At 62.1% G+C, this 14,109-nt stretch carries 10 protein-coding genes; 6 read left to right on the top strand and 4 right to left on the bottom strand.

The features are described 5' to 3' along the window. The first annotated feature begins 200 nt into the window (after positions 1-200). Entirely contained in the window at positions 201-1,118 is a 918-nt protein-coding gene (metR, locus tag M5B96_RS13370; RefSeq protein ID WP_248797150.1) for a transcriptional regulator MetR, read from the top strand. A 31-nt stretch (positions 1,119-1,149) separates the two neighbouring features. On the opposite strand, the gene M5B96_RS13365 is transcribed toward metR, so the two are convergent. Continuing rightward, on the bottom strand, positions 1,150-1,566 hold the full coding sequence (locus tag M5B96_RS13365) for an NUDIX hydrolase (RefSeq protein ID WP_248797149.1): 417 nt from the start codon (positions 1,564-1,566) through the stop codon (positions 1,150-1,152). A gap of 88 nt (positions 1,567-1,654) precedes the next feature. Continuing rightward, complete coding sequence (locus tag M5B96_RS13360) at positions 1,655-3,010, bottom strand: HD domain-containing phosphohydrolase (protein WP_248797148.1); 1,356 nt, start codon at positions 3,008-3,010, stop codon at positions 1,655-1,657. A 238-nt stretch (positions 3,011-3,248) separates the two neighbouring features. Between M5B96_RS13360 and M5B96_RS13355 the strand changes: the two genes are divergently transcribed. Genes M5B96_RS13355 through M5B96_RS13335 form a run of 5 tightly spaced genes read left to right on the top strand, consistent with a single transcriptional unit; the run spans position 3,249 to position 11,610 of the window. Further along, complete coding sequence (locus tag M5B96_RS13355; RefSeq protein WP_248797147.1) at positions 3,249-5,516, top strand: putative bifunctional diguanylate cyclase/phosphodiesterase; 2,268 nt, start codon at positions 3,249-3,251, stop codon at positions 5,514-5,516. Next, positions 5,513-7,387, top strand: coding sequence for a putative bifunctional diguanylate cyclase/phosphodiesterase (locus tag M5B96_RS13350; RefSeq protein ID WP_248797146.1), 1,875 nt, complete (start codon positions 5,513-5,515; stop codon positions 7,385-7,387). The genes M5B96_RS13355 and M5B96_RS13350 overlap by 4 nt, the downstream gene beginning before the upstream one ends. Positions 7,388-7,415: 28 nt before the next feature. Beyond that, a complete protein-coding gene (locus tag M5B96_RS13345; RefSeq protein WP_412548605.1) occupies positions 7,416-8,396 on the top strand; it encodes a cytochrome-c peroxidase in 981 nt (326 codons plus the stop codon). Continuing rightward, entirely contained in the window at positions 8,393-10,207 is a 1,815-nt protein-coding gene (locus M5B96_RS13340; protein ID WP_248797144.1) for a DAHL domain-containing protein, read from the top strand. Before M5B96_RS13345 ends, M5B96_RS13340 begins: the two co-directional genes overlap by 4 nt. After that, positions 10,204-11,610 carry an ATP-binding protein gene (locus M5B96_RS13335; protein WP_248797143.1) on the top strand — a complete coding sequence of 469 codons (1,407 nt, stop codon included), beginning with the start codon at positions 10,204-10,206 and terminating at the stop codon, positions 11,608-11,610. The genes M5B96_RS13340 and M5B96_RS13335 overlap by 4 nt, the downstream gene beginning before the upstream one ends. Before the next feature lie 75 nt (positions 11,611-11,685). Here M5B96_RS13335 and M5B96_RS13330 read toward each other — a convergent pair whose 3' ends face one another. Both M5B96_RS13330 and M5B96_RS13325 read right to left on the bottom strand, forming a co-directional pair. Continuing rightward, positions 11,686-13,011, bottom strand: a complete 1,326-nt coding sequence (locus M5B96_RS13330; protein WP_248797142.1) for an APC family permease — start codon at positions 13,009-13,011, stop codon at positions 11,686-11,688. A 179-nt stretch (positions 13,012-13,190) separates the two neighbouring features. Further along, positions 13,191-14,006, bottom strand: a complete 816-nt coding sequence (locus tag M5B96_RS13325; RefSeq protein WP_248797141.1) for a carbon-nitrogen hydrolase family protein — start codon at positions 14,004-14,006, stop codon at positions 13,191-13,193. Positions 14,007-14,109 lie beyond the last annotated feature (103 nt).

Genomic DNA, 14,109 nt, shown 5'->3' with positions numbered 1-14,109 from the left:
AACGCAGAACCCCATTGAGGCGCGAGTTTGATGTTATTTGTTCAATGGCGCTGCCACAGTTCCGTGACAGTTTGATGAAGATTGCCGAATAGCACCGGTCCACACGATCCCTGTGGGAGCGCTCCTGTCGACAGCCAAGGCAACATGAGACAAACTCATAGCCTGCCCGCCACTCACAAAATCTACTCATGGAGTCCCAGGTGCTGGAAATCCGTCACTTGAAAACCCTTCACGCGCTGCGCGAGGCCGACAGCCTGGTAGAAGCCGCCGAACGCCTGCACCTGACCCAGTCGGCCCTGTCCCACCAGTTCAAGGAACTGGAGGAGCGCCTGGGCATGCCCTTGTTCGTGCGCAAGACCAAGCCGGTGCGTTTTACCAGCGCCGGGTTGCGCCTGCTGCAACTGGCGGACGCCAGCCTGCCGCTGCTGCGCGCGGCGGAGCGGGACATCGCGCGCCTGGCCGGCGGCACCGCCGGTCGCCTGCACATGGCGATCGAATGCCACAGTTGCTTCCAATGGCTGATGCCGACCATCGACCAGTTCCGCGATGCCTGGCCGGAAGTCGAACTGGACCTGGCCTCGGGCTTTTCCTTCGCTCCGCTGCCGGCCCTGGCCCGTGGCGACCTTGATCTGGTAGTGACCTCCGACCCGCTGGAGCTGGCGGGCATCACCTATGTGCCGCTGTTCACCTACGAAGCCATGCTCGCGGTAGCCAACCAGCATACGCTGGCCAACAAGCCCTATATCGTGCCCGAGGACTTGCTCAAGGAAACCCTGATCACCTACCCGGTGGAGCGCGACCGCCTGGATATTTTCACCCGTTTCCTCGAACCGGCGGACATCGAGCCGGCACAGGTGCGCACCTCCGAACTGACCGTGATGATGATGCAACTGGTAGCCAGCGGTCGCGGCGTCTGCGGCATGCCGCACTGGGCGCTGCACGAATACAGCTCGCGAGGCTACGTCAAGGCCAAGCGGCTGGGCGAGAAAGGCCTGTTCGCCACGCTGTATGCGGCGGTGCGCACCGACATGCTCGATGCACCGTACATGCGTGACTTCCTGCTGACGGCCAAGGACACCTCGTTCTCGACGCTCGATGGGGTCAGCGCGGTGCGCTGACAGCCGTCAGGCCTCATCTGTTCGGCGGGTATCAGCCGGCGCTGACGAGCGAAGCACGATGAAACGGCAGGATCAGGTCCCGCGTCAAAGGCGCGAGCAACAGACCACCATCGCCGGCCGGATCGATCCAGGCCACCTCCTCGATCTCGGCGGCGGGCTCCAGCACCGAGCCGCTATCCACCCGGAACAGCTCGGCGACCACCTGGTAACCCGGTTCGTTGGCCGCCGGTGCCGCGAACTGGCCAAGGTAGGTGGCGGCAGCCGTATCGATGCGCAACCCGAGTTCCTCTTCCAGTTCACGGGCCAGGGCCTGCACCGGTTGCTCATGGGCTTCGATCTTGCCACCCGGCTGCATAAAGGCCTCGGTACCACGCTTGCGCACCAACAGGGTACGGTGGTCGGGGCCGATCAGCAGCGCAGCGGCAATTCGGATGGTTTTGCAAGTCATGGGGGTCACCGCAGCCTAGGGAAAAGGCCGCAGGATCACATGGGCGACGCAGGCCGTGCAATCATGCGAAAGCCGCGGAAACTCCGGGCTACTCGGCCTGCTCCAGCAACGCCTGGACTTCTTCCGGAATCTTGACGAACACACTGTACCTGGCCCCTTCCATGGACTCGAAGGCAAGCAGCTTCTCCACCAGCGCCGCGCTGAGCAGCTTGCCGGCGTTGAGCAGGAGCATGCCGTTGTCGGCATTGAGGTTGCGCGCCAGGATCATCCCGGCCACCAGCTCGCGGGTGCTCAGGACCTTGACCGAAGGATCGCCCAGGGTCACATCGCTCAGGTAGTCGGCGCAAACCTTGACGAAGTCCTCGACCAGGCCCGGATCGTAGAGTTTGCCGGCGTACTTGCGAATAAAGATCAGCGCCTCGTCGCTGTTCATCTGCCGCTCGAGAATCAGCCCGCGCTGCAACTCGATAAAGTCCACCGCCAGCTTCAACACCCGCGACCCGAGGGGAATCGCCTCGCCCCTGAGGTGGTCGGGAAAGCCCGTGCCATCCCAGCGTTCCTGGTGATGCAGGATCAGCCGGGCCGCATCCTGCATCGGCTCCAGCGTCATCAACAGCGACTCGCTCTGCTTCGGATAACCCCGATAGCGCTCGCGATCGGTGTGGTGCAGCAAGTCGGCCGGCGCGCCCATCATGCTGTCGGTCCAGCTCATCTTGCCGATGTTGTGCAGGGCCGCGGCCATGGCCAGGTCGCGACTGGCGGCCTCGTTCATGACATGGGCCTTGCAGTAGACCTTGACCAGATCGATGATCGCCCGGTTGGTCTGCTTGTCCTTGGGCAGGCGCCACTCGACCATCCGCGAGAACACTTCGGCCGTGACCGCGTAGCTGCGCTTGAGCTCCTCGTAGGCCAGGTCAAGCATGTCGGCGGTCTGCTGGACTTCGCTGGTGCGCGCGATCACGCGCTTTTCCAGGGTCGAGTTGAGCGACTGCAACTGCCGGTTCTGCTCGCGGACCAACAACTGCAGGCGCTGGCGCTCACGTTCCGAATGCTGGAAGGCCAGGCCCTGGGTGATGGTCATCAACAGCTCTTCATCATTCCAGGGTTTGCTCAGGTAACGGTAGATCCGCCCTTCGTTGATCGCCTTGGCGATCATGTCCAGGTCGGCGTAACCGGTCAGCAGGATCCGCAGGCAGGCCGGATACAGCTCATGAATCCGCGCCAGCAGGCTGGCACCGTCCATGTTCGGCATACGCGCATCACTGATCACCAGGTCGATGGGCTGCTCGGCCATGATCTCCAGGGCGCGAGCGCCACTGTCGGCCAGGAACAGCTCATAACCCTGGCTGCGCAACAAGCGGCGCAGGCTGTTGAGAATCGACTCTTCATCGTCGACCAGCAGGACACGGGGTTTGATCACGACATCAACTGTGGATTCATCCATGGAGCACCTCATGTCTGCGTCAGGCTTGGACCCAGGAACCTTGGAATAGCCGACGGTCCCTGTCTTTTCCGCTAAGGGTAGATGTTCGACCATCAAATGGCATTATGTTTATCTGCAAATCAGCGCAAGCCGATCTATGCTGCAAGCAATCTAGCGCGCCACAGCAAGCGCGGTTATCAGGAAAGGAACTCCGCATGAGCTCGGTACATCTTGCTGCCAGTATGACCGGAGCTTTCTCATGAGCAACCCGGCCGCTCGCACCAACCGCCGTATCCTGATTATCGACGACACACCGTCGATCCACACCGATTTCTGCAAGATCCTCTGCCCCGAAGACCTTGAAGACGACTTGCAAAGCGCCGAACAGGCCTTGTTCGGCGACACCATCAAGCCTCGGTCAGAGTCGTTCGACCTCGACTCCGCGTTCCAGGGCCAGGAAGGCCTGGCCAAGGTCGAACAGGCCCTGGGGCAAGGCCGGCCCTACGCCATGGCCTTTATCGACATGCGCATGCCGCCGGGCTGGGACGGCCTGCAAACCCTCGAACGGCTCTGGCAGGTCGACCCCAAGCTGCAAGTCGCCCTGTGCACCGCCTTTTCCGACTACTCCCTCGAGGAAATGAACGAGCGGGTCGAGATGGGTGACCGCCTGCTGATCCTGAAGAAACCCTTCGATGCCATCGAAATCCGCCAACTGGCCAGCGCCCTGACCGTCAAATGGCAGATGACTGAAGACGCCGCACTGAAGATGGACCAGCTCGAACAGGCCGTCGAGGAGCGCACCCGCGAGTTGTCCGACGCCAACATCATCGTGCAGAACAGCCCGACCCTGCTCTATCGCCTGCGCGGCGAGCCGTCGTTCCCGCTGATGTACATCTCCCACAACATCACCAAGTTCGGACACGTGGCCGAGGACCTGCTGGCCTCGCCCGACTGGGGCGCGGAGCTGATCCACGCCGACGACCAGGCCAAGGTCGACGCAGCCATGGCCAAGGTCCTGGACAAGGATGCCGAAGGCGCCTCGATCGAGTTTCGCCTGCGCACCGGTGATGGCCAGTGGCGCTGGGTGGAAAATCGCTACGTACCGGTCCGCGACCCGGAAGGACGCCTGCTGGAAGTCGAAGGCATCATCATCGACATCACCGAACACAAGCTCGCCGAAGAGAAAATCGCCCTGCTCGCGCGCACCGACGGGCTCACCGGACTGGCCAACCGCTCGACCCTGATCGAGCGCCTGCACCAGAGCTTCGCCGCCGCCCGGCGTGGGGCCTCACCGTTCGCGGTGTTCTACCTGGACCTGGATCACTTCAAGCGCATCAACGACACACTCGGGCACCCGGTGGGCGACCTGCTGCTGCAAGAGGTCTCCCGACGCCTCCTGGACTGCACCCGGGAAAACGATGTGGTGGCGCGCCTGGGCGGCGACGAATTCGCCGTGCTGCAGACGGAAATGCTCGACCCGACGCAATCCGGCGCCCTGGCAAACAAGATCCTTAAAGCGCTGGTGGAGCCTTACCAACTGGACGGTAACGAAGTACGGATTTCATCCAGCATCGGCATCAGCACCTATGCCGCCGACAGCGAAAGCGCCGACAGCATGCTGGTCCAGGCCGACATGGCGCTGTATCGCTCCAAGGACAGCGGGCGCAACCAGTACCACTTCCATTCCGAGGAGATCAACCAGGAAGTCATCGACCGGGTCGCCATTACCCAGGACTTGAAAAAGGCCATCGAACAGAACGAACTGGAACTGTATTACCTGCCGGAAGTCGACCTGGGCAGCGGCAAGATCCTCGGCATGGAGGCCCTGGTGCGCTGGAACCACCCCGAACGCGGCATGCTCGGTGCCGACATGTTCATCCCCGCCGCGGAAAAGACCGGCACCATCGTCGCCCTCGGGCGCTGGGTGCTGGAGCAGGCCTGCCGGCAGATGCATCAATGGCGTAAAGACGGCATGGCCCCGCCGGTGATCGCCATCAACCTGTCGCTGGCCCAGCTCAAAAGTGGCAGTGAACTGATACGTGAGGTGCTCGAGACCACCGGCAAATGGGGACTGTCGCCCGCGGACCTGCAGTTCGACGTCACCGAAGCGACCCTGGCCCAGACCAAATGGACCCAGAACGACGTACTGCCCAGGCTGCGCGAACTCGGGGTGAAGATCGCCATTGACGATTTCGGTACCGACTACTCGTCCTTCGACTACCTCAAGACCTACCGCGTCAACCACCTGAAGCTGGCCCAGTCGCTGATCGACCACGCGACCCAGGACGTGGAAAGCGCCACGACCCTGCGGGCGATCATCAACTTTGCCCGGGAAGTGGGCATCGGCATCATCGCCGAAGGCGTGGAAACCCAGGAGCAACGCCATTCGTTGATGGCCACCGGCTCGCCGATGGCCGCCCAGGGCTATTACTTCAGCAAGGCGGTCGACAGCCATCACGCCAGCGAACTGCTGCACGCCGGGCATATCGCCCCACGCCCAACCCCCACACCAGAGAACCGCCTATGAAGAGTGCCGCCGGCGCCGCCAATCGGCGCATCCTGATCATCGACGACACCGCTTCGATTCATCAGGACTTTCGCAAGATCCTCGGCCCTGAACAGGAGGACGAACTGAGCCTGGACTCCACCGAGCACCTGCTGTTCGGCACCACCCGTCCACAGCGCCTGAGCTTCGAGATCGACTCGGCTTACCAGGGCCAAGAGGCGCTGGAGCTGGTGAAGTTGGCCTTGGCCACCGAAAACCCCTATGCCATGGCCTTTCTCGACATGCGCATGCCACCGGGCTGGGATGGCCTGGAAACCATCGAACAACTGTGGGCGGTCGACCCGGAGCTGCAAATCGCCCTGTGTACCGCCTACTCGGATTACTCCTGGGAGTCCATGGACGAACGCATCGCCTTCGGCGACCAGATGCTGATCCTGAAAAAACCCTTCGACGCCCTGGAAATTCGCCAGATGGCCAGCGCCCTGACCTGGAAGTGGCAACTGGCGCGGGATATCGCCTCGCGGATGGCCAGTCTGGAACGGACCATCGAGGAGCGCGTCCAGGAACTGTTGCAGGTGTCCCGGCTGCTGCAATTCGATGTGCTCACCGAACTGCCCAACAGTACCCTGCTCGGCGACCGCCTGGGCCAGGCCATCGCCCTGGCCAAACGTCACGACGAACAGGTCGCGGTGATGTTCATCGGCCTGGATCGCTTCAAGCGCATCAACAATGCCCTGGGTTATCCAGCGGGCGATGAAATGCTCAAGCATGTGGCCGACTGCCTGGTCGCGGCCTTGCGTCAATCGGATTCGGTGTTTCGTTACCGCTCCGACGAATTCGTTGTGGTCCTGCCCGAATTCAGCCATCCGCAACAGACCCGTGGCACCGCCGAGAAAATCCTCGCCGCCGTCAATACCCCCCATGAGACCGCCGGGCATGACCTGCGGGTCACCGCGAGCCTGGGTATCAGCCTTTACCCCGACGACGGCGAGGATCCGCTGGTCCTGATCAAGAAAGCCGAAGCCGCCATGCGCAACGTCAAGGAACAGGGCGCCAACAGCTTCGGATTTTTCATTGAGGACCTGAACCTGCGGGCCCGCGAGCAGCAATCCATCGAGTCCGGTATACGCCTGGCCCTGGAGCGTGACGAGTTCGTGCTGCACTACCAGCCCAAGCTGGACCTCAGGACCGGCACGGTGGTCGGGGCCGAAGCGCTGATCCGCTGGCAGCATCCCGAACGCGGCCTGCTCTACCCCACCGACTTCATCCCGGTCGCCGAAGACAGCGGGCTGATCATTCGGTTGAGCCATTGGGTGTTGCGCCAGGTCTGCCTGCAAGGCCGGGCCTGGCAGGATCAGATCGGCGAACCGCTGATCCTGTCGCTCAACATCTCGGCAATGGACTTCCGCCAGCGCGACTTCCTCGAAGGCATCCGTCAGGTGCTGGAAGAAACCGGCATGGAGCCGACCCGGCTGGAGCTGGAAATCACCGAAAGCGTGTTGATGCAGAATGTCGACCACACCATTGACACCCTGAAAGCCATCAAGGCCTTGGGCATCCGCCTGGCCATCGATGACTTCGGCACCGGTTATTCGAGCCTCAGCTACCTGCAACGGTTTCCCATCGATGTACTGAAGATCGACCAGTCGTTCGTGCGTGATCTCAATGGTGACAGCAACGATGCCGCGCTGGTCAGCGCGATCATCAGCCTGGGCAAGAGCCTGAATCTGAACATCGTCGCCGAAGGCGTGGAGACCCGCGATCAATTGAGCTTTCTCAAGGCGCACAACTGCGAGGAAGGCCAGGGTTATTACTTCAGCAAGGCGGTTGAAGCCGAGACCTTCCTGCGCTTGCTGCAGAACAAGCGCTTCGAACGACCGGCACAGGACTGACCCCGAACCCGCCTCTTTTGCCAAGGACATGCTCATGACGTCTCGCACACTGCTGTCGTTGCTGGCGAGCTCGCTCGCCTGTTGCGGGATACTCCTCGCCACGCCCCTGGTCGCCGCGCCCTTCGACGAACCGCTCAAGCCATTGCCGGATGCTCCGCAACAGGATCCGCGCAAGGTCGAACTGGGTCGCCAGTTGTTCAATGAAAAGCAACTGTCGATCAACAACAGCACGTCCTGCGCCAGTTGCCATCACCTGGAGCAAGGCGGGGCCGACGACAAGCCCTTCTCCACCGGTTTCCGCGGTGAAACCCTGGGGATCAACACGCCGACCGTGCTCAACGCGGCGCTGAACTTCAAGCAATTCTGGAACGGTCGCGCCGAGACCCTGGAGGCGCAGATCGAGGGTGTGGTGAAAAGCCCGACAGAAATGGGTAACTCCTGGCCCCACGTCATCGACACCCTCAACCAGGCGCCGGCTTACCAGGCGGCCTTCCGCGAGGCCTATACCGATGGCGTGACCATCGCCAACGTGCAGAATGCCCTGGCCAGCTACGAGCGCAGCCTGCTGACGCCCAACTCGCGCTTTGACCAGTACCTCAAGGGCAACACCGATATCCTGAGCCTCGACGAAAAATACGGCTACCAGCGCTTCAAGGACTACGGCTGCATCGCCTGCCACCAAGGGGTCAATGTCGGCGGCAACATGTTCCAGAAATTCGGCGTGATGGGCGACTACTTCGCGGCCCGCGGCAACCCCACCGAAGCCGACCTCGGGCGCTACCTGGCGACGGGAGCCGAAGAGGACCGCAACGTGTTCAAGGTTCCCAGCCTGCGCAATGTCGCGTTGACCGCGCCGTACTTTCACGATGCCTCGGCCAAGACCCTGGAAGATGCCGTCCATGTCATGTTCACCTATCAACTGGGACGTGTCCCTTCCGCCGAGGACATCCGCCTGATCGTGCTGTTTCTCAAGACCCTGACCGGCGAGCTGGGGGGCAAACCACTATGAAGGTCACAAGCAGCGTCCTCAACCGGGTCCTCCTGCCGCGCCTGGCCGTCCTGCTCGCCTCGGTGCTGGTATTTCTGTATCTCATGGCCGCCTCCGACGTGACCCTGGACTATGCCCACGCCCGCGACCTGATCAATCGGGTCAAGCAGCTGGATGCCGAGTGGGACACCGAAATCCTCAAGTCCAGGATCGCGGTGACGCGCAATTACGACCCGCTGGTCAAGCCCCCGCAGGAAATGCGCCGGCTCCTGCAGACCTTCACGCCCATCGAACCCGGCCAGACCCATCAGGCCGCCGGCGCCTGGAAGGACCGCCGGGAAACCCTGGCCCAGACGCTCGATGAAAAATCGCGACTGGTGGAACAGTTCAAATCCCGCAACGCGGTACTGCGCAACTCCCTGGCCTTCCTGCCGACCGCCGAAGACGATATCCAGCACCAGCTCAGCGCACTGGAAGATCAGGACAAACTGATGCTCCAGGACACCTCCAACGATATCTACGACCTGCTGCTCAGTGCCCTGGAGTTCGCCCAGACCACTACTGAAGAACGCGCCCATAGCATCGAACTGGGGCTCAATCAGGTGATGACCGACACGCAACGCCTGCCGCCCTCGTTCAAGGAGCCGGTGCAGATCCTGCTCAACCACGTCAACCTGATCCTGCGCGAGCAACCCCGGGTCAACTCACTGATTGAAGAGATCGATGCGGTACCGCTCTCCGAAAGCCTGGACTCCATCACCGACCAACTGAACCAGGACCAGCAACAGAACGAACGTCTCGAACAGCGCCATCATTTGTACCTGTTGATCTTCTCGGGTCTGCTCCTGGTCTTGCTGGTGTACCTGGCTACCCGCCTGGTGCGCAGCTACGCCGAGATCAACCGGGTCAACCGGGCCCTGCAAGCGGCCAACACGCACCTGGAACAACGGGTGGAACGACGCACCCGCGAACTGCGCGATGCCCAGAGCGAACTGATGGAAAGCGCGCGCCTGGCCGGTATGGCCGAGATCGCCACCAACGTGCTGCACAACGTCGGCAATGTGCTCAACAGCGTGAATATCTCCGCCGAGCTGGTGGCGCGCAAGCTGCGTGGCAGCAAGACCCAGGGCCTGGCCAGGGCGGTGACGATGATCAACGAACACAAGCATGACCTCGGCGAGTTCATTACCAGCGACGAACGTGGCAAGCTGTTGCCCGGGTATCTCAACCAACTGGTCGAGGCCATTGCCGCGGAACAACAGAGCATGAGCGACGAACTGACCCAGTTGAGCAAGAGCGTCGACCATATCAAGGACATCGTCTCGACCCAGCAATCCTATGCCGGCGTCTCGGCCATGGAGGAGCCGGTGCACATCCGCGATTTGCTCGAAGACGCCCTGCGCATGAACTCCGGGGCCCTGAACCGGCACAACGTCACGGTGATTCGCGAATACGACGAGGTGCCCCAGGTGATGGCCGACAAGCACCGTTTGCTGCTGATCCTGATCAACCTGATCAGCAACGCCAAGCAGGCCATGGCCAACCTCTCCGACCGTCCACGCGAAATCACCCTGCAAGTCCAGGCGATCGAGGACAGCACCTTGCGCATCAGCGTCAAGGACGCCGGCGAAGGCATCCTGCCGGAAAACATGACGCGCATCTTTGCCCATGGCTTCACCACCCGCAAGGACGGCCATGGCTTCGGCCTGCACAGCTGCGCCCTGGCCGCGATCGAAATGAAAGGGCACTTGACCGCCCACAGCGACGGCCCCGGAAAGGGCGCTGTCTTTACCCTCGAATTGCCCTTGAAAACTGCCGTGGGGGCTGTATGAACACACTCCGCAACCGTCGTATCCTGCTGGTCGACGACACCCCGTCGATCCACGAGGACTTTCGCAAGATTCTCACCCCGAATGTCGACCAGTCACCGGACCTGGACCTGATGGAAGCCGCACTCTTCGGCCAGGAGGTCAAGACCAGCAACGTCCTGCCCTTCGAACTCGACTCGGCTTACCAAGGCCAGGAAGGCCTGCAAAAGGTCGAACAGTCGGTGGCTTGTGGAAAGCCCTACGCCCTGGCCTTCGTCGATATGCGCATGCCCCAGGGCTGGGACGGTGCCGAAACCATCGAACACCTGTGGCAAGTCGACCCCAACCTGCAAGTGGTGGTCTGCACCGCCTACACCGACTATTCCTGGGACGACCTGCTGGAACGCCTGCACGGCCATGACCGACTGGTGATCCTGAAAAAGCCCTTCGACAATATCGAGGTCCAGCAACTGGCCAACACCCTGACCAACAAATGGGAAATGACCGAACGCGCCAACCTGCAGATGCACCGGCTGGAAGAGTTGGTCGAGCAACGGACCCAGGCCCTCACACAGACCAGCCTGGCCTTGCAGCATGAAATCGACGAACGCAAGCAACTGGAAGGGCAGTTGGTTCAATCGGAAAAGCTCGCCTCCCTCGGCCAACTGGCGGCGGGTGTCGCCCATGAGATCAACAATCCCATCGGCTTCATTTCCTCGAACCTGGGGACCCTGGAAGGCTATTTCGGCAAGCTGCTGGAAATGCTCCAGGCCTATCAGGGCGCCGAGGAAGGGATCGCCGCGCCCGAGTTGCAGGCACGCTTGAAGGAGCTGCGCGAACGGGTCGAGCTGGATTTCCTCGAAGAAGACATTCCGTTGCTGATCAAGGAGTCCAAGGAGGGCATCGGTCGGGTCGGGCAGATCGTCAAGGACCTGAAGAACTTCTCCCGGGTCGACTCGAACCAGGAGTGGCAATGGAGCAATCTGCAACAGGGCATCGAATCGACCCTGAACATTGTCGCCAACGAACTCAAATACAAGGCCGACGTGGTCAAGGACTACTCCGGACTGCCGGAGATCGAGTGCCTGGCGTCGCAGATCAACCAGGTCATCATGAACCTGGTGGTCAACGCCGCCCAGGCCATGGGGCCGGAGCGCGGCACCATCACCCTGCGTGGCGGCAGCCTGGGCGAGCGGATCTGGCTGGAAGTGGCCGACACCGGCTCGGGCATGGCCCCCGAGACGGTACAGAAGATCTTCGACCCGTTCTTCACCACCAAACCCGTCGGCCAGGGCACCGGCCTGGGCTTGTCGCTGTCCTATGGCATCGTGCAAAAACATGCCGGGCAGATCAGCGTACGCAGCGAGCTGGGGGTCGGCACCACGTTCCGGATCGAGCTGCCGATCCGTCAGAACAAGGCCGCCTGAGCCAACCCGGGCGCCCGTGCAGGAACTGGCTTGCCAGCACTGGCCCCCCCAGGGTCGATGCAAGACTCAAGGGCCTCAGGCCGCTTCCTGGAAGTCCATCTCCGGCGGTTGCTTGCGGAAACCGCCGGTGAGGAACCCCAGGTACACCAGGCCGACCGCCAGCCAGCTCAAGCCCAGGTAAATCGCCAGGTGATCGAGGCTGATCATCAGCCACAGATCCGCCACCAGGCCGATCAGCGGGCACACCAGGAACAGCAGCAACTCACGCGGGCCACGTTTCTCGCCACCAATCCAGTAATGGAAAATCACCGACAGGTTCACCAGGCTGAAGGCCAGGAACGCACCGAAGTTGATGAACGAGGTGGAGGTGGTCACGTCCAGCTTCAGGGCCAGCAAGGCCACCACCGCACAGAGCAGGATACTGTTGATCGGCGTGCCGAAACGCTCGTGCAAGGTGCCGAAGAAGGACTTCGGCAACACGCCGTCACGGCCCATCGCATACAGCAGGCGCGAACCGCTGGCCTGGGCCGACAAGCCCGAGGCGAACTGACCGACGATCAGGCCGACGAGGAAGAGCGTCACGAACAGGTCGCCGCCAATATTGCGGGCGATTTCATAGGCGGCCGAATCGACGTTATCGAACACGAACGACGGGTGGGCCAACTGCACGAAGTACGACACCGCGACGAAGATCAAACCGCCGATCAGGGTGATCAGCATGATCGCCCGCGGAATGGTGCGGCGCGGGTCGCGGGTTTCTTCGGTCAGGGTACTCACCGCATCGAAGCCCAGGAACGAGTAGCAGGCAATCGCCGCGCCGCTCATGATCAGGGGCATCTGCATATCGCCGCTGATAAATGGCGCGAGGGTCCACAGCGGCTTGCTGGCGTCACCGCCGATGTAGTGGATCGCCAGGACGACAAACGCCACCAGTACCAGGAACTGCACCAGCATCAGCAGGGCGTTGATACCGTTGGCCAGGCGCAGGCCGACGATATTGATCACGCTGGTGATGCCGATAAAGGCCAGCACCCAGACCGCCTGCGGCACCGAAGGGAACGCCGAGTTGAGGTAGGCCGCGCCGATCAGCCAGATCGCCATCGGCAGGAACAGGTAATCGAGCAGCACCGCCCAGCCGGCAATAAAACCGAGCTTGGGGCTGATGGCCTTGCGCACATAGCTGTAGGCCGAGCCGGCTACCGGAAAGGCGGCGGCCATGCGCCCGTAGCTCATGGCGGTGAAGAACATCGCCACCAGCGCCGCGAGATAGGCGGCCGGAACCATGCCGGCCGTGGATTGGGCAAGAATGCCGAAAGTGCCGAGGACAATGATCGGCGTCATATAGGCGATGCCGAACAGCACCACCGACCCCAGCGAAAGGGTGCGTTGCAAACGAGCCATGAGGCGACTACTCCGAATGTTATTGGATTTATGGCAGAGCCGAGTTCGGCAAGGTTGGAGCGGTACTACGAAATTCTTGTTTTGAAAAAACCTTGAACTCACCTGGAACCTGTGGGAGCAGGGCTTGCCCGCGAAGCTTTTGGCGTTCTTACGGGCCCCTTCGCGAGCAAGCTCGGCTCCTACGGAATCAACAGCTCCCGCACGCCGTTGCCATGCTCGATCACCTCGCCCGGCAAACGCAGGCGCTGGTCATCCAGGTAGCGGTAGTCACGCCGCGCCGCCGCCAGCCGGCTCAGATCCAGTTCCACCGTGAACTGGCCTTCCCCGCGCCCGGCTTCGAACAGCAGGCTGCCGAACGGATCCACCAGGGCACTGCCACCGGCGAACAGCAAGCTGCCGTCACCCTCGCCCACGCGATTGACCATCAGCGCGAACGCCTGGTTTTCCTGGGCGCGGGCCATGATCGCGGTGCGATGGGTCGGGCCATAGGGGTCCATGTTGCCGTTGGTGACGATCAACAATTCGGCGCCCAACTGCGCCAGCGCCCGGGCGGTTTCCGGAAACTCGATGTCGTAGCAGATCAGCAGGCCGACCCGGACGCCATTCCACTCAGCCGTGACATAGCGGTCACCGGCGGTGAATACGCCACGATCCGAGGCCCACAGATGGGTCTTGCGATAGCGCAGGACGATGCCCTCAGGGGTGATCAGCAAGGTGGTGTTGTAGAACTGCCCGACGTCGTTTTCGGCGACGCCGATCACCACGGCCAGGTTGCGTTCCCGGGCGGCCCGCTGCACGGCCTGGACGGTCGGGCCGTCCAGGGGTTCGGCGACCTCGGCCACGGTCTCGGCGGACGGAAAGCCCATCAGATGGGTTTCCGGGAACACGATCAGCTGCGTATCGGCGGCGCAGGCCGCAATCGCCGCCAGCGCCCGCCCGAGGTTGTAGGCGGTATCGTTGTCCCGGCCCGCAAACTGGGCAAATTCGACCTTCATGGATTTTTCCTTGTTTTCGATAGCCGGCCAGGCTCAATGACGGCGCCGAGCTGGCAGAATGAGTGCCCGGCCATTGTGTGAGTCCAGTATGCGCACCGGGGAT

It is taken from the genome of Pseudomonas sp. MWU13-2105, assembly GCF_023242315.1.
In the GTDB taxonomy this organism is placed as follows: Bacteria; Pseudomonadota; Gammaproteobacteria; order Pseudomonadales; family Pseudomonadaceae; genus Aquipseudomonas.
The sequence above is the reverse complement of the archived record's forward strand: the minus strand, read 5'-3'. Positions and strand labels throughout refer to the sequence as shown.